This window comes from Tatumella morbirosei, from assembly GCF_000757425.2.
Lineage (GTDB): Bacteria > Pseudomonadota > Gammaproteobacteria > Enterobacterales > Enterobacteriaceae > Tatumella > Tatumella morbirosei.
This window is the reverse complement of sequence record NZ_JPKR02000003.1, coordinates 1,009,616-1,026,162: the sequence shown is the minus strand read 5'-3', so window position 1 is coordinate 1,026,162 and position 16,547 is coordinate 1,009,616. Positions and strand designations below refer to the sequence as shown.

Genomic DNA, 16,547 nt, shown 5'->3' with positions numbered 1-16,547 from the left:
CATCGCTGGCGATGCCTCTTTCATTACCGGCTATTCTCACCGCATTTCCCTTGGCCGGACCTGTTAAACCGGAGGGTATGTGTTAGTCTTACTCCTATCAGAGATTGCTGTGACTTTGTACTGATGATCTGCCGGGACGGTTCCCGATATCATTTCATTTGCGTCGGCCTATTGCAGTGAGTTCCCATTGAAATACCTTGTCTCTTTTCGCACCACACTACGGGTTTCCCGTTATCTGTTTCGTATTCTGGCACTGTTACTCTGGTTACTTGGGGGGCTGCTGAGTGCGTTCTATCTGCTGAATGTTCTGCACGAAAAAGAGTCAGATATCCGGGAGCAGTTGTCCGGGAACTATAATCAGGCCGGATGGTTTATCGCCCATACCAATGAGGCGATGCGTGAACTGAAATACATCACTGAAGGGCAACTGAATAAAACGCCGGATGATGACACTACATTTACCCTGAGCAGTGGTAACAAAAACTTCTCACCCCAGTTTTCACCCTTATTTAGCGACGATGACTGCACAGCGATCAACGCTGACTGGAGGGCTACACTAAATACGTTAGGCGGTTTTCTGCATTACTGGGAAAGTCAGTATGTCTCTTCTTACGAAATGAGTCGGATTTTCCTGCTGAACAGTGGCAGTAATTGCCTGGCGACTTTTTCATTCAGTACCAGTGAAGTCAATCAGGATACCAGTACCAATTCTCTTCAGGAAAATGTACTGCGTTTTCACAATAGCAGCCCTGCCGAACAACGTAATCCGGTGTACTGGATTGAGCCGGGTAATCAGCCCGGAGTGGGGGCATTTTACATGATGATGCCGGTCTATACCGGTAACCAGCCGGTGGCGTTACTGAGCTTTGAACAGAACCTGCGGTTAGATGAACTGGTGACACCTGGCGGAGCAGCGGTTACCACATCGATTATCGATGATGACGATCAACTGATGCTCTCGACTGACAGAACAGTCACCAGCCATATGTTTGATAATTTACCGGATGACAAACAATGGTTTGGGTATCTGGACGGTTATCAGCAACTGGTGCTAAAGCAATCACTCGCGCCCAGCCCGTTCAGCATCATCTATTCTCTGCCCACCGGGCTGTTGTTTAATCAGATGAAGCTGATGATCATCAATGCGATTTTACTGAACATTTTCAGCGCATTAATACTCATCGCGCTGGCTATGATCTTTGAACGCCGCATGTTATTACCGGCAGAAGATAATGCAGTCCGGCTGGAAGAACATGAGCAGTTTAACCGAAAAATTGTCGCTTCGGCTCCGGTCGGGATTTGCATTTTGCGTACCAGCGATGGTAGCAACATACTGAGCAATGAACTGGCCCACAATTATCTGACGTTACTGACCACAGAGGATAAACAACGGCTGACAGAAATCATTGGCGGGCAGCAGGTGAACTTTGTGGATGTTCTCACCGGTTCAAATACCAATCTGCAAATCAGCTTTGTGCACAGCCGTTATCGAAATGAAAACGTGGCTATCTGTGTTTTGGTCGATGTCAGTGCCAGGATAAAGATGGAGCAGTCGTTGCAGGAGATGGCGGATTCTGCGGAACAGGCCAGTCAGTCTAAATCGATGTTCCTGGCGACCGTCAGCCACGAGTTGCGTACTCCATTGTACGGAATTATCGGCAACCTGGATTTGCTGAAAACCCGTGAAATGCCCAAAAGCTCTGAAGCGCTGGTCAGTGCTATGACTAACTCTTCTGATCTTCTGCTGAAAATAATTAATGATATTCTCGACTTTTCTAAAATTGAATCTGAGCAGTTAAAAATTGAGCCTGGGGCGTTCTCGCCACATGAAATGGTCGGTCATATCATCTCCAACTATTTGTCACTGGTGGTTAAAAAACGACTGACGCTGTATTGCCTGATAGAGCATGATGTCCCGTCTTCACTGTACGGTGATGCCATGCGATTACAACAGGTAGTTTCTAACCTGCTAAGTAATGCGATTAAATTTACCCATACCGGCTGTATTATTCTGCATATATATCAACAACAGGGGTACCTGGCATTCCGTGTTCGTGATACCGGAGTAGGTATTCCGACACGCGATGTTTTACGCTTGTTTGATCCGTTCTTCCAGGTTGGCACGGGTGTACAAAGGAATTTTCAGGGAACCGGCCTGGGTCTGGCTATCTGTGAAAAACTGATCAATATGATGGACGGTGATATTGAAGTGGAATCAGAGCCAGGTATGGGTAGCCAGTTTATAGTACGGATTCCGGTTTATCAGGGAGTATGGACGGCGACTGATGACGATCTTGCCGGCAAAAGGGTATTGCTGATGCTGAAAAATAGTACCTTTGCTGAATATCTGCAACGGCAGTTGCAGGCCTGGTCGATGATAATCCTGACCAATCCGCAACAACTGACGGCAGATGACATTATTCTCACGGATTGCGACAGGGGAGGAAATGAAGTCTGCAAAGCCCGGATCTGTTTTAGCAGTGAATATACTGACTTTCCCGGAGAGGTTAAGCCAGGGGTTTGGGTGATTCCAACATCAATGCCACATGAAATCCCTGAACTGTTGAAACGTATTTTCCGGCCGTTCAGTGAAGTGAAACTGTTGACTGAGCAGTTATCAGGCAGTACAACCGGGGTCAGCAATGAAGATATCCTGATTCTGGTAGTCGATGATCACCCGATAAACCGGATGCTATTGTCCGGTCAGTTGCATACTTTGGGGTATCAGGTAAAAACGGCTCAGGATGGCGTAGATGCTCTGAATGTACTGAAGCGTATTGAGGCTGATATTGTGCTCAGCGATGTGAATATGCCGAATATGGATGGTTATTGCCTGACTCAGACGTTACGGGAGATGGAGTTCCGGCGGCCCATTATCGGGGTTACCGCGAATGCATTAGCCGACGAGAAGCAGCGCTGTTTACAGGCGGGTATGGATGACTGTTTATCGAAGCCTGTGACCTTGCAGGAACTAAAAACCCTTCTTACCGGGTACGCTGACCAGGTCAGGGCCGCGCGGTCAACGCTTGTCTGAGCGGAGAAAATAGCCCGCCTGCCGTCAGGGCAGGGGGCTTACTCGCTTATCAGTCTTTCGGCAGCGTCGCGCTGACAGAAGAAAGATAGTTCAGCAATGCGATATCGTTATCGACACCCAGTTTCATCATGGCTGATTTTTTCTGGCTGCTGATGGTTTTGATACTGCGGTTAAGTTTACGGGCGATTTCGGTGACCAGAAATCCCTCGGCAAATAACCGTAATACTTCACTCTCTTTGGGTGACAGTCGTTTGTCTCCGTAACCCCCTGCACTGATTTTTTCCAGCAACTTTGCCACAGATTCCGGGGTATATTTTTTACCCTTTTGCAGTGCAGCCAGGGCTTTAGGCAAATCAGTCGGTGCACCTTGTTTCAGTACAATACCTTCAATATCCAGATCCAGTACTGAACTGAGAATTGCCGGATTATTGTTCATGGTCAGAACAATAATGGCCAGGTCAGGGTAGTGGCGTTTGATGTACTTGATCAGAGTGATCCCATCGCCGTATTTATCTCCCGGCATTGACAGGTCGGTAATCAGTACATTGGCTTCAAGTTTAGACAGGCTATTGATAAGGGTAGTCGAATCTTCAAATTCACCGACCACATTCACCCACTCCAGTTGCTCCAGAGATTTACGGATCCCGAACAAAACAATCGGGTGATCATCGGCAATAATTACGTTTAAGTTATCCATTGTTTTTGGCTACCTTACTGCAACAGTGTTTGGACGTAGTGTTCAATATCACTGGTAGTATTTTTAATGTTTAAATCGTCACGCTCTTTAATAAGACGCTCCAACTGTTCACACTGTGTTTTGCCATCTTCCAGACCCAGCATAGCAAAAACACCTTTCAGGCGGTGAGCAGTCAGGGCGAGCGCAGCATAATCTTTATTATCAAGCTCAAGATATAATTTGTTGACATCATCGGGCACAGTATCCTTAAATATCTGAAAATACTCGGGTTCACTGAGTAATTGTTCCCTTTCTTTTTCAGGAGCATCCTCCATCTCGTCCTTGGTCATTTGTTTTTCAATCAGCGTTAGCAATGCTTCCAACATTGCCTGGTTCAGATTGTAATTCACCCTGTATTGCTGTGAGGTGATTGCTGAGTAGCCAGGTTCTGAACCGGTGATCAGCAGTGCCCATCCTGACAGCCTTGCAGGTACATCGGTCACCAGAAAATCGAAGTCCTGACCCGGTACCCTGTCGTCGGCAATCAGGCACTTGGCTCCCCAGAACTCCAACTGCCGGCTGACAATTTTATAGATATCATCAACCACCACATCAACCAATACTGTTATTCCGTCCAGTATCTTCTCTTCTCTGAGAATGGTTGGCTGCTCAACGGGAAGAGATATCAATACACTAAAATGAGTACCGATATCTGGCTTAGAGATAATATCCAGCCGTCCGTTCAGATTCTGGCAAAACTGACGACAAAAAAACAAATCCATGCTGTTGGATTTTTCATCGTTCAGCGTACTGACTTCTCCACTGAAAGGAAAATCGGCATTTGCCAGCTCATTCTTATTCAGACCCTGACCAGTATCTACAATATTTATCAATAGTCGATCAGTATGTTCCGGGCTTGCGCTGATTCGGACAGAAATTTTGCCCCAACGGGTGGTTCCGAAGGAATACCAGAGCAATGTAAGCAGAATTTTGCGTAAGATCTCCCGGTCACCAACCCTGACTTCATCCGCCGGGCGCAAATTATTGACAATGATCTCCAGACCACGCTGGTTCATCGCCGGCAGAATCTCCATGACAATGTCATCCAGTAGTTGCTGAAGCAGGAAGGGTTGCAAATCAGGTGACCATTGATGATTTTCCAGCTGGTTCAGCAGAATAGTATTATCGGTCAGCCTGACTAAATGTTCTCCGGAATCAATCAGCGATTGCCAGACGGAGGGGGGCAGAGAAGACTGCACCTGCTGAATTTGTTGCGACAAATGCTGAAGTGGTTCGCGAAATGCATTACCAATATTGTCGAGTAGTTGGCGGCGCATCTCATGATTCTTATCCAGAATTCGCTGGGCATTTTGCAGCTTCTTATTGACCAGTATCTCACGGTCCTGATTACGGATCATAAAGAAGCAATATTGAGGCGAACACTGACTCTGTTGGTGCCTGACCTCGTAGACTTCATTATTGATAGTCACCTGCAACATGCCCTGAACATTGTCAGACAGGGTAACGATTTTTTGCAGATTGAGATGTGGGATTAACTGTGATGCTGTCTCATTGCTGACGACTTCCCTGTGTGTATTAAAATCATAGATAAGGAAACCCAACGGCAGACTTTCTACCATCTCTTTATTCATTCTGCGTAACAGATCAACTTCCGGGTCAGCAGATTTCTCTGCCGGTGCTGGAGCATTCCGCAATAATACGCTGGCCGTAAGGGAGAGTATCAGCAGCAACAGACACAGGCTTAATGAGAAAGAAAAATGGTGCAATGTGGCGGCGAGCAGAGTGATTAATGACAGGTTATAGGTGACGACCAGCGGAGCGCCGCTCAGAGAAGATGCCAAATCGACTGAAGCGGAGGCCAGATTGACCCGGTCTGAACCACTACTGCTGTCTGAGTTACCGGATGAATTCTCGGTACTGTGAAATACTAAGCGGGAAGCATCAAGTTCAGTGCTCAACATATCCTTCACTGGCAAATCAAACGCCACCACGGTCGCCAGATGGCCTGGCTGATTAAAGGTGGTTCTGATAGTGAAGTAGTAATCACTGCTGTCAGGCATGTGTCGCAGCGCAGAAAAACTCTCTCGCTCATCCAGCATATTTGCCTGTTGCAGCATTTCGGCTCTGCGGGCCGATACCTGTCCGGTAATACTTTCACCATTATAGCGGCTAATCATATCCTTTAATGGCAGGGTAGAAATCATCGTTAAGCTGTTGTCCTGGCCATTCAGATAATACATAGACCAGGTGCTTTTCTTTAATGCCCACAGGGTATCAAGAAAATCAGATGCCTTGCGTGCCCCTGTCAGTGTATTGCTGTCGTGAGAACCAAAAATCAGCGCTTCTGTTTTTTGTTTATCTTCATCGGGTGCATAAATATCCGGGCGTAACCGGGTTTCCTGGATTGTGGCGTTATCATCATTCTCACTGTCGGCCGCAGAGTTTTGTGCCTCATAGATTTGCTAGGTGGCAAACCGGTAATTATCAATCCGTAACTGAGCTTCCCGGGCAAAGCTTTCCAGCAGAGCCTGCTGATGACGTAACTGGACGCCCAGGCTGTCATAGATGATACCCAGCATAATAGCGACAACAATCACGCTGATAAATATCATTGATTTAAATAACTGGTTCGGCAGCAGGGCGATTTTTTTTCCGGGCATAAAGATACTGGACCTGAGATAAGATGACATTTCACACAGAAGGCGGGCGGTTGACAGTGGCAGTCAGCAGGACATCTCAGACAGCGACTTCGTTACTTTACAAATACCAGACCGGAGGCGGTATAAGCAGGCCCGGAACGATTAGCGTTAACCATGGCTAAAAATATCCTCAATAACACTGGAAGTAAAGCTGACGGCTGAAATAAGCCCCGATATTTCTTTGCCAGTGGGTGAAATCTGACCAGTCGGCGCATCGTTTTTTTCCGCATAATAAAATCCGAACACTGAAGTTTTTTTGGATATTGTTATCAGAAAATACCGAAAAAAACACCGCCATATTTAGGACATCTTCTGCCGATAAACTGTATGCCTGTTCAGAGGCTGTCAGCAAATATTTAAAATCTGCCTTCACGGGTAATTTCGCCCTGTGATATTTTCACCAATAAATAATAAACCTCTGATGACTGGGCGATGGCATAGTCAGAATTCATTGAGTTCAGAGCCGTACGGGGAGGTGCCAGTTATCAGGCAAAAAAAACCGGACACGAAGTCCGGTAGGGAATAATTAAAGCAATACTCATTCGGGGTGAATGAAGGTAATAATAAAATAAATGATGATAGCAAGACGAATTATATTCCTGTCTTAGCAATTTAATTTATCATTCAGTGCTGTAATTTTTAACATTCAGGCATTGTTGGGAACATTTTACTTTTTTGACAAATAGTGCGCAATTCTTTTCATAAATAAACTTTTGGTTGATTTAACCTTTAGTGCTCATTAAAAAAGAACCTGGAGTCGAGAAAGTTCCGCGGCATTTACATTTTGAAATTAATCTGAAATAAATTGAAGCAGATTAGCTCTTTTAGTATCATTTCGACGATAGATTATTTCTCGCTCTGAAATAACATGACGTAGAAAGCAGTAACTTTACTTTTTTATACTATTTTCCTGAGTCGACGTCTGACGTTACGGGTCTCATTCGAGGGTAATAACATGAAACTTAGCGTTCTTTCACTGATGGTTCCTGCACTGCTCGTTGCAGGTTCTGCCAGTGCTGCTGAAATATATAACAAAGATGGCAACAAATTAGATCTCTTCGGTAAAGTTGACGGTTTGCACTATTTTTCAAGCGACGATGGTTCAGATGGCGACCAGTCGTACTTACGTTTTGGTTTTAAAGGTGAAACTCAGATCAGCGACCAACTCACCGGTTACGGTGAATGGGAATATCAGGTTGCACTGAACAACGCGGAATCTGATGGTAGCGCAGACACTTATACTCGTGTTGGTTTTGCCGGTCTGAAATTTGATAATGATGGTTCTTTAGATTACGGCCGTAACTACGGCGTTCTGTATGATATTGCTGGCTGGACAGACGTACTGCCTGAGTTCGGGGGTGATACCTACGGCGCTGATAACTTTATGTTCCAGCGTTCCAGCGGATTACTCACCTATCGTAATACTGACTTCTGGGGGCTGATCAACGGCCTGAATATTGCTGTTCAGTACCAGGGTAAAAATGGCAGCTCCAGTGAAAGTGCCAACGGTCGTGATGTATTAGGACAGAACGGCGACGGTTGGGGGATGAGCGCGACCTATGATCTCGGTCAGGGCTTCTCGCTGGGTGGTGCTATGTTCTCCTCTGATCGTACTAACCAGCAGAACAACTATACTTCAGGTGGTAACCATATCCTGGGTCAGGGTGATAAAGCTCAGGCTTACACCGGTGGTCTGAAATATGACGCGAATAATATCTACCTGGCCGCCATGTACACCCGGTCTTATAACGCCACCCGTTTTGGCAGCAGTGATTCAACCGCTTATGGTTATGCGGATAAAGCGGATAACTGGGAATTAGTCGCTCAGTATCAGTTTGACTTTGGTCTGCGTCCGTCACTGGCATTTGTTTCTTCGCGCGGTACCAGTGTTCAGGGATATGGCTCTCAGAACCTGAAAAAATATGTTGATGTGGGTGCCACTTACTACTTCAACAAAAATATGTCCACTTACGTGGATTACCAGATTAACCTGCTTAAAGACAACCAGTTCACTGACGATGCTGGCATAAATACTGATAACATCGTGGCTACAGGCCTGGTGTACCAGTTCTGATATAATAACGGGGAATGGATAGAGCCCATTCCCCGTCTTTTACGCTGTTAAGTTCCACGTTTACATCCTGCGTTTTTCGACTCCATAGCGATTAAAATTTTCCGCCGCATCTGCATACAATTGCTGATGGCTACCTTCCAGTGCGGATCCTGCCTGGGTAAATACCGCAAACGATAACCATTGTGTCCACAGTAGTTTTGCCTGTTGCCGGACAGAGGAAATTTTTTTCATCTTTGCACCTCGCCAAATGTTAATCTTGCGTAATATTCGGTGCAAAATATGTGCCAGCCAATAGCACGGATATTCACGGTACATCCACCCGCCTTTTGTTAACATAGCGCCTCTTTTTGGTGCGCCCCTGCGCTGTTATGGCCGGTGGGTTTACGGCAAGCTGTTTATATTTATTCCGGGAAGCAAATTTCATGAACGTTTTTTCCTGCAGGAGTCTGTTGCTCTGTTTAATCCTTGTCTTAGCCGGATGCGATAATTCAGGATCTTCCATAGAGCAGAACTTGATTATGGCCGGTAAGACCATGGGAACAGTCTGGCGGGTATCGGTTGCAGATGTGCCTGCATCCCGCCGTGATCAGTTACAGAAACTCATCCAGCAGCAACTGGATCATGATGATCAGGAGTTGTCTACATGGAAGTCTGACTCGGCTTTGTCCAGGTTTAATCAGTATCAGGGATCTGAGCCATGGCCGGTCAGTGAGGCTATGGCAGATATTGTGACAATGGCACTGCGTATTGGCGCCAAAACGGGGGGAGCGATGGATATCACAGTCGGACCGTTAGTTAATCTTTGGGGCTTTGGTCCGACAAAAGCGCCGCAGCATACTCCGACACAGGCACAGATCGATCAGGCAAAGGCGTTGACCGGACTGCAACACCTCAAAGTGATCCAGACGTTTAAAGGACAGGCATTACAGAAAGATCTGCCGGGGTTGTATGTAGATCTTTCCACTATGGGAGAGGGGTATGCAACAGATCATCTGGCAAGACTCATGGAGTCTCAGGGTATCACTAATTACCTGGTTTCTGTCGGGGGAGCTTTGCTCTCCAGAGGTCATAATGCTCAGGGCAACCCTTGGCGTGTAGCCATCGAGAAACCGACTGACCTGGAAAATGTGGCGCAGGCAGTGGTCAATCTACAGGGGCATGGCATCAGTACTTCCGGAAATTACCGCAACTATTACGAACTGGATGGGCACAGGATCTCGCATATTATCGATCCATCGACCGGCAGGCCGATAGAGCATAAACTGGCCTCAGCCACAGTTATTGCCACCACGGCCGGTGAGGCTGATGGCTGGGATACAGGTCTGATGGTTCTGGGAACCGAAAAAGCCAAAGCACTGGCCCTGAAACAGCATCTGGCTGTATTTTTGATTAGCCGTGAGGGTGATAAATTTGAAACCTGGGCTTCACCATTATTTAAAACCTTTTTGGTATCCGAAGAGAAATAATCTGCAGAGGACATGATGCTGGACCTGTTTGAAGGTGAAGCGCCGTGGCAGGAGACGCTGGCAGAAGATGCGGTGATCCTGCGGCGTTACGCAAAAGAAGATGATCAATGGCTGTTTAGCCAGATACTGGCGGTTGCCGGACAGCAGCCGTTTCAGCATCGGATCACTCCGGGAGGCTTCCGAATGTCTGTTGCCATGACCCATTGCGGGGCCCATGGCTGGGCCGCCAGTTTATCACAGGACAATGCAGGGTCGCCCAGGCCGCAGCTTCCGGAAGCATTACGTGATTATGCTGTCCACACAGCGGCCAGCGCGGGGTTCAAAAGTTTTCTGCCTGACTCCTGCCTGATGAACCGTTACGCTGTCGGCAGTAAACTCTCATTACATCAGGATAAAGATGAAAAGGATTTACGTCAGCCCATAGTGTCCGTGTCACTTGGGTTACCGGCCGTGTTTCTGTTTGGTGGTTTTGAACGCAGCGATCCCACCACCAAAGTGATGCTGGAACACGGTGATGTGGTCGTTTGGGGCGGTAGGTCACGGTTGCGGTTTCACGGGATTCAGCCCCTGAAGCCGGGCTGGCATCCTTTGACGGAAGAGTTTCGCTATAATATGACGTTTCGTTGTGCCGGCTGACGGCGGGTCACTGATTGATCCAGGTAAAAACACACTGTCTGGTCAGGGCAAAGCGGGCCTGAAAGCACCTACTCCGCGGATAACGTGTTGAGAGTGTCTCGTCAAGTTGTAGGGTAGCTGTTTGTTGCTGTTCATCAAGAGCCAGTAAACGTACCTGCAGAAAATCAATATAATGTCGGACCTCCGGCCACAGAGCCTTATATAAACTTTCTTTCAGGGAAAATAACAATGTGGTGGCCTGTGCCAGGGGCAGAGAGAGCGAACTGAGCAGCTGTTTTTCAGCATCATCCATTAGAATGTTACTGGTTTCTTCGGCCAATTCCTGATTCATCCAGTGTTCAACATCAATACCCACGGCCCTTTTTTCGGTATCGGCAAGTGCAAAGACCAGTCCGGCAGTATGCGAAAGAGATGCAGTAAATGCGGAAGGCCAACAGGGGGCTCGATCGGCATCGTTGGTCAGGATAAATTCAGCCACGCCGCATAATGCCGCAATTTCCCGGACCAGCCAGCGACTGGCGAGATACTCCGCCTGACGTTTGCGTGCCGCACGCTGAATCGCTGGCGGGCAGGGGATCCTAAGTTCAGCAAACAAATCCGGAGTAAAGGCCTGGATATCAAAAGTTGCACAGGCGATGAACGGGGCAGAGGATGTCAGAGCTGCCCGGGTAATAAACTTACCTGCAGGCGGAGCTAAAGGATGGCTTACAAACGCCGGAAATTCGGCAGATGATATTGTCATGACTGGATGTATTGTCAGCTTCAGGGGAGCGGAAAGGACCGGCGCTCCCTGCACCGGCGCCTGGATTATAGTACAGCAGACTGGAAATGACTTAACGGATAGCGCTGCCGTCCCTGAGAATCAAAATTATGGGTTGCCAGCCAGGAGTTAAGTGCCCGCGACAATCTTTGCCATTCACTGTCGATGATCGAATACCATGCAGTGTCCCTGCTACGGCCTTTGTAAACCACAGCCTGGCGGAAAATACCTTCAAAACTGAATCCCAGACGTGAGGCTGCTTTACGGGAAGGGGCATTAAGATGATCGCATTTCCATTCATAGCGCCGATAACCCAGCGTTTCAAAGACATGCTTCATCAGCAAAAACTGAGCTTCAGTGGAAAGGGGGGTACGCTGTAGTCGCGGGGAGAACATCACATGTCCCACTTCTACCACGCCGTTACCGGCATCTGCCCTCATCAGAGACAGAGAACCGATAGCTTTACCTGTTTTGTTCTCTGTTACCGCAAAATGCAGAGGATCCTGACTACGGGCCGCAGTAGCAATAAATTGTTGAAATGGTTCGAAAGAATCAAAAGGGCCCGCAGCCAGGTAAGTCCACAGACTGTTGCTGTCATCCAAACAGTGAAAAGCCTGATATAACTCTTGTGTATGTCGGTCCGCATCCAGTGGCTGTAGTTGGCAATACTGACCTGCTAAAGTCACCGGGGAAGGCAATGGCCTTGGCTGCCAGTTATCCATTGTCTGTCCAACCGGTTGTCCGTACTGATTGATTCTGTCAGTCATCAGTGATTGCCTTGTCTCTGGAGGTTAGAATACTCACCATACCATATCAGTAGCAGATGATATGAGTAGAATACCAGCGAACATCTGCGGAAAAAACCGGGAGCTATCTGCTCATCACTCCTGAAGGGATGGTAAACTGACGCTTACAGAAGCCAAAACCGTCAGACAGGATCTAATAGTTAATGACTCTTGATGATATGCGCATATTTGTCACCATTGTAAACACCGGCAGCTTTACCAGTGCGGCGGAGCGTTTGATGTTGTCAAAACAGTTTGTCAGTCGCCGGGTGGCGGCACTGGAAACCGGACTGTCCGCTCAGTTGCTGGTACGAAATACCCGGCGGTTATCGGTTACTGATGTCGGACAGGTTTTTTTTCAGCATGCCAGCCGTATCCTTGATGAAGTCAGGCAGGCTGAAGAAGCTATTTCGTTGCGCCAGAGCCAGCTGGTGGGCAGCTTCAGGATTAGCCTGCCCCATACCTACGGACTGAAACATATTGCGCCGTTGCTTTCCCGCTTTCAGCATCAGAATCCGGCAGTCAACCTGAACATTGAGATTAATGACCGGTTCGTTGATTTAGTGGGGGAGGGATTTGATATGGCGCTCAGAATCGGGGTTTTGGCCGACTCCAGCCTGATCGCCCGCAAGCTGGGTGTTTTGCCCATGGTTATCTGTGGTAGCCCGGAATATCTTCAACTGGCTGGACTCCCCTCAGATCCGGGTGAATTAGCCAGCCATCGTTGTTTGTTGTACGGAAAAGAAGGTCTGCATGGCTGGAATTTACCGGTTCAGGGGAAAAACCAGTTGTTTCCGGTGAAGGGACCGGTATCCAGCAACAATGGTGAAGTCCTCAGGGAATCTGCAGAAGCTGGTCTGGGACTGGCTCTGCTGCCCCGTTTTATTGTGGAAGAGGCGATACAGGCAGGGCGTCTCATGCCGGTACTGGCTGATTACACACCACCGGGACTCACGCTGAACGCCATGTATCCTCAGCATCGCCAGCACAGCCCGGTGATTCGCGCTCTGCTGTCATTTATTAGTGAACATATCTCTTCTGAGCCTGTACGCAAGGGCTGAACGCTACATCACGGCAGGCGATAGCCTGTCGAACCAGTCAGCCTGACTTCAGCCAAAATTTTGCTTATCATAGACAAAAAAACTGAATGATATTTCAGGCCAGGCCTTTTATCTTATTTTCAGGCCGAAAACCCTGGTTATTTGACGGTGTTTTTTATATCACTATGAAATACATGTGATTTATATTCTATTCTTCACTGGCCTTTTTATAATTTCTTCCTAACTTTTCTAAGATAAGCACTGATTTTTTACGATAATTGTCAATCTGATTGAGATAATAAGTAATATTTCAGAATATTGATGTTCAGTATGGTTGATGTATGATGTCTTCATTCCGCAGGCAGTCGGGTCAGCCGTAAAGGCAGCTGCTTCCGGTGAAGTTACAGGTAAGGTTATGATGTCGGCGAAGTGCGGTTGAATCAGGGAACGTAAACTATATCGGGCTAAGTTCAATGCAGTATTTTGGTGGGCTCGTTTTCGGGACACATCATTGAGGGTAGTGAAAGTCGCCGGACAATCTGAGACTGGCGACAAGTGATAACTTTCGGGAATTTAAAAATTTTTGCTTATAAATACACTTTCCAGATCGGAAAGTCGGGGGATAAGCGCTTTAAAAGGTGAGGTGATAAAATGCAATATCTGTCATTAGAAAAATATCGTAATGGTCTGCTGCTGTTGACTCGTGTACTGTTAATGATTCTGTTTGTGTTATTTGGCTGGCAGAAACTGACCGGATTTGAAGGAACCATCGGCTATATGGCGTCTGTCGGTGCTCCATTACCCTCTGTGGCTGCAGTGATTGCAGTAGTGGTAGAACTGGGATTTGGTATTCTGATTATCCTCGGCTTTTATACCCGTCCGCTGGCGATTATCCTGGCTATTTATACCGTTGCGACCGGTTTGTTGGGGCATCAGTACTGGCACATGACAGGTATGGAACAATACGGTGCGATGATTAACTTCTACAAAAATATCAGTATTGCGGGTGGCTTCCTGGCGCTGGCGCTGACCGGACCAGGTAAATATTCAATTGACCGTAAATAATTTACAGGTCTGAGATAAAAAACCGGGGTATTCCCGGTTTTTTTTACCTAAAATAACGGGAGAGAGACAATGCAGCCGACAAATCTGTTGCAGCTCGAAAAACGCTGGCGCCATCATCGTGAACCGGTATTGCTGGCAGCCTCCGGAGGAGCAATTGATACTATCAGTTTTATTACGCTGTTTGGTCTGTTCACAGCTCATGTGACCGGCAACCTCGTGGTGGCCGGAGCCTCCCTGGCTGGTAACAGTGACGGTATTCTGGCTAAATTAGTGGCAATTCCGGTATTTATGTTGGTGGTGGCAGTGACTACCCTGATTATTCAGTCCAGAAAAACATTGAGTGCCGGTTTACTGGCCAGCTTATTTGGTGCTGAGATTCTGTTACTGGCATTATTTGCCCTCGCAGGGTTACTGTCTCAGCCGTTTACCGATGCCGGCGATATCCATGTGCTGATTACGGGTATGTTGGGGGTGATGGCCATGGGGATACGAAACGCCACCAGTCGTCTGTTACTGGCTTCGACCAGCCCAAGCACCATGATGACGGGAAATGTAACTCAGTTGACCATTGATATAATGTCGTTGATTAAAAACCCTGGTCCGGAAAACCGTGCGAAACTGGTAAAATCATCGACATCGGTGGCTGGATTTACAATTGGGGCAGGGGCAGGAGCAGTGGCTTACATCGTGGCGGGCTTCTTTAGTACACTGTTGCCGATTCTGTTGATTGCGGTTGTCGCGGTGTGGGAAATCCGCTATATGCGCTCGCAGTCAGCGCCCGGTCCTGTCTGAAGAGTTCCCGCCGGACAACCGGCGGAAACCCTTAAAATTCACTCACCAGCCACATATCTGATTCATCGAACATCTCTTCGAGCAAACGGTTGAGTTTTTCACGATCACTTTTGCTGGCATCGCTATTCAGCCCATTGTTTTGCATGGGCTTTACCCTGACTTCAGCCTCCGGGAAAATATGGTGTACCCGGCGGGTCAGTTCTTCCAGGATGATCTCTCTGGCATTTTCCAGACCAGCGACATTGCGTTTATCGTACACTAATTCTACAAACATAATTGCTGCACTCATAACTGGATGTATAACCAGTAATTTAGCAGTTAGCCTGACAATATGCAGCAATTTTTTATGTGGCAGAGAAAATTATTATTTGCTAACTCATTTGAATCAGTCGCTACCGACAATGGCTGAAAGAACAATTTTTATGCTATTCAGCCATTCTCGTCAAAGGTCAGCCGTTTAATACTAAATGGAAAGGTTTATCGGAATACTCTCCAGCCTTTTATCCTTTTCATTACCAGCGCTGGTGAACCCACGGAGAAATTTTTTCCTGATAAATATTTTCCAACGCCTGCATGGTTTCTTTCGAAAGAGCGCCGATCGTACTGGCCTTAGCGTTAGCCTGAGACTGAGTTCTATTCTTTGACCCGGGAATGATTACCGATACGTTTTCATTCATTAATATCCAGCGTAATGCAAACTCAGCCATCATTAAATCTTGGGGTAAAAGACGACGAATATCTTCTACCGCATCAAGAGCCACCTCAAACGGAACACCTGCAAAGGTTTCACCTTTATCGAATTGCTCGCCGTTACGGTTGAACGAACGGTGATCATCCGCAGGGAAGATAGTATCGGCCTTCATTTTTCCGGTTAGTAAACCGGAAGCCAGCGGCACGCGGGCAATGACACCGACATTTCTGCGTCTGGCTTCTTTAAGCAGAAGCTCTGCCGGGCGCTGTCGAAAAATATTATAAATTAACTGAACAGACGAAACATTGGGGTACTCCAACGCTTTCAGTCCTTCTTCAACTTTTTCTACAGAAACACCGTAGCTGTGAATTTTTCCTGCATTGATCATCTCATCCATGACTGCAAAAACATCAGGATCATAGTAAATTTCGCTCGGAGGGCAGTGCAACTGGACCAGATCAAGAGTTTCGGACTGCAAATTATCCCTGGAGCGGTCGACGAAATCATTGAGATTCTTTTCGGTATATCCAGAGGCCACATGAGGGGATAAACGACGACCAATTTTGGTGGCGACATAAGGCCGTTCGCCGCCGCGTTCATTCAGAACCTGGGCTATAATTTTTTCTGAACGCCCATCCCCATATCCGTCGGCAGTATCAATGAAGGTCATACCTGCGTCCAACGCTGCGTTTAACGCGCCCTTAGCATCCTCCAGGCTGACGTTTCCCCAGGTTCCTCCGATAGCCCAGGCACCAAATCCGATTTCAGATACGCTTCGCCCTGTTTTACCCAATATTCTGCTTTTCAT

Annotated in this window: 15 protein-coding genes; 7 read left to right on the top strand and 8 right to left on the bottom strand. The window is 47.3% G+C overall.

Annotated features, from left to right (window positions below):
- Positions 1-187: 187 nt before the first annotated feature.
- The gene (gene rcsC / locus HA49_RS07565) at positions 188-3,034 is read left to right on the top strand and encodes a two-component system sensor histidine kinase RcsC (RefSeq protein WP_038021677.1); all 2,847 of its coding nucleotides are present in this window, start codon (positions 188-190) and stop codon (positions 3,032-3,034) included.
- A gap of 49 nt (positions 3,035-3,083) precedes the next feature.
- Here rcsC and rcsB read toward each other — a convergent pair whose 3' ends face one another.
- The 3 genes from rcsB to HA49_RS22000 are packed head-to-tail and all read right to left on the bottom strand — an operon-like array spanning position 3,084 to position 6,391.
- Positions 3,084-3,731 carry a response regulator transcription factor RcsB gene (rcsB, locus tag HA49_RS07560; RefSeq protein WP_038021674.1) on the bottom strand — a complete coding sequence of 216 codons (648 nt, stop codon included), beginning with the start codon at positions 3,729-3,731 and terminating at the stop codon, positions 3,084-3,086.
- 14 nt (positions 3,732-3,745) lie between these two features.
- Positions 3,746-6,136, bottom strand: coding sequence for a phosphotransferase RcsD (gene rcsD / locus HA49_RS07555; RefSeq protein WP_342667035.1), 2,391 nt, complete (start codon positions 6,134-6,136; stop codon positions 3,746-3,748).
- A gap of 57 nt (positions 6,137-6,193) precedes the next feature.
- Positions 6,194-6,391: a hypothetical protein gene (locus tag HA49_RS22000; RefSeq protein WP_342667031.1), complete on the bottom strand. Its 198-nt coding sequence runs from the start codon at positions 6,389-6,391 to the stop codon at positions 6,194-6,196.
- A gap of 994 nt (positions 6,392-7,385) precedes the next feature.
- On the opposite strand from HA49_RS22000, the gene ompC reads away from it, so the two are divergent.
- Positions 7,386-8,504: a porin OmpC gene (gene ompC, locus HA49_RS07545; protein WP_038021670.1), complete on the top strand. Its 1,119-nt coding sequence runs from the start codon at positions 7,386-7,388 to the stop codon at positions 8,502-8,504.
- Positions 8,505-8,564: 60 nt separating this feature from the next.
- Here the strand turns inward: ompC and HA49_RS07540 are convergent, their stop codons facing one another.
- Positions 8,565-8,735, bottom strand: coding sequence for a hypothetical protein (locus HA49_RS07540; protein WP_156994573.1), 171 nt, complete (start codon positions 8,733-8,735; stop codon positions 8,565-8,567).
- Positions 8,736-8,926: 191 nt separating this feature from the next.
- Here HA49_RS07540 and apbE point away from each other — a divergent pair, with 191 nt between their 5' ends.
- Positions 8,927-9,970, top strand: a complete 1,044-nt coding sequence (gene apbE, locus HA49_RS07535; RefSeq protein WP_038021665.1) for an FAD:protein FMN transferase ApbE — start codon at positions 8,927-8,929, stop codon at positions 9,968-9,970.
- Positions 9,971-9,985: 15 nt separating this feature from the next.
- Complete coding sequence (gene alkB, locus HA49_RS07530; RefSeq protein ID WP_038021661.1) at positions 9,986-10,606, top strand: DNA oxidative demethylase AlkB; 621 nt, start codon at positions 9,986-9,988, stop codon at positions 10,604-10,606.
- A 7-nt stretch (positions 10,607-10,613) separates the two neighbouring features.
- Here alkB and HA49_RS07525 read toward each other — a convergent pair whose 3' ends face one another.
- Entirely contained in the window at positions 10,614-11,348 is a 735-nt protein-coding gene (locus HA49_RS07525; protein WP_038021658.1) for a 4'-phosphopantetheinyl transferase family protein, read from the bottom strand.
- A 65-nt stretch (positions 11,349-11,413) separates the two neighbouring features.
- A complete protein-coding gene (locus HA49_RS07520) occupies positions 11,414-12,133 on the bottom strand; it encodes a GNAT family N-acetyltransferase (RefSeq protein WP_038021656.1) in 720 nt (239 codons plus the stop codon).
- Between the two features lie 182 nt (positions 12,134-12,315).
- On the opposite strand from HA49_RS07520, the gene HA49_RS07515 reads away from it, so the two are divergent.
- From HA49_RS07515 to HA49_RS07505, 3 genes are all read left to right on the top strand, one after another.
- The gene (locus HA49_RS07515) at positions 12,316-13,212 is read left to right on the top strand and encodes a LysR family transcriptional regulator (RefSeq protein WP_038021654.1); all 897 of its coding nucleotides are present in this window, start codon (positions 12,316-12,318) and stop codon (positions 13,210-13,212) included.
- A gap of 630 nt (positions 13,213-13,842) precedes the next feature.
- Positions 13,843-14,256: a DoxX family protein gene (locus HA49_RS07510; protein WP_038021651.1), complete on the top strand. Its 414-nt coding sequence runs from the start codon at positions 13,843-13,845 to the stop codon at positions 14,254-14,256.
- 69 nt (positions 14,257-14,325) lie between these two features.
- On the top strand, positions 14,326-15,048 hold the full coding sequence (locus HA49_RS07505) for a YoaK family protein (protein WP_038021649.1): 723 nt from the start codon (positions 14,326-14,328) through the stop codon (positions 15,046-15,048).
- 31 nt (positions 15,049-15,079) lie between these two features.
- On the opposite strand, the gene HA49_RS07500 is transcribed toward HA49_RS07505, so the two are convergent.
- Positions 15,080-15,322: a DinI family protein gene (locus HA49_RS07500; protein ID WP_038022674.1), complete on the bottom strand. Its 243-nt coding sequence runs from the start codon at positions 15,320-15,322 to the stop codon at positions 15,080-15,082.
- 238 nt (positions 15,323-15,560) lie between these two features.
- Entirely contained in the window at positions 15,561-16,547 is a 987-nt protein-coding gene (locus HA49_RS07495; RefSeq protein WP_038021646.1) for an aldo/keto reductase, read from the bottom strand.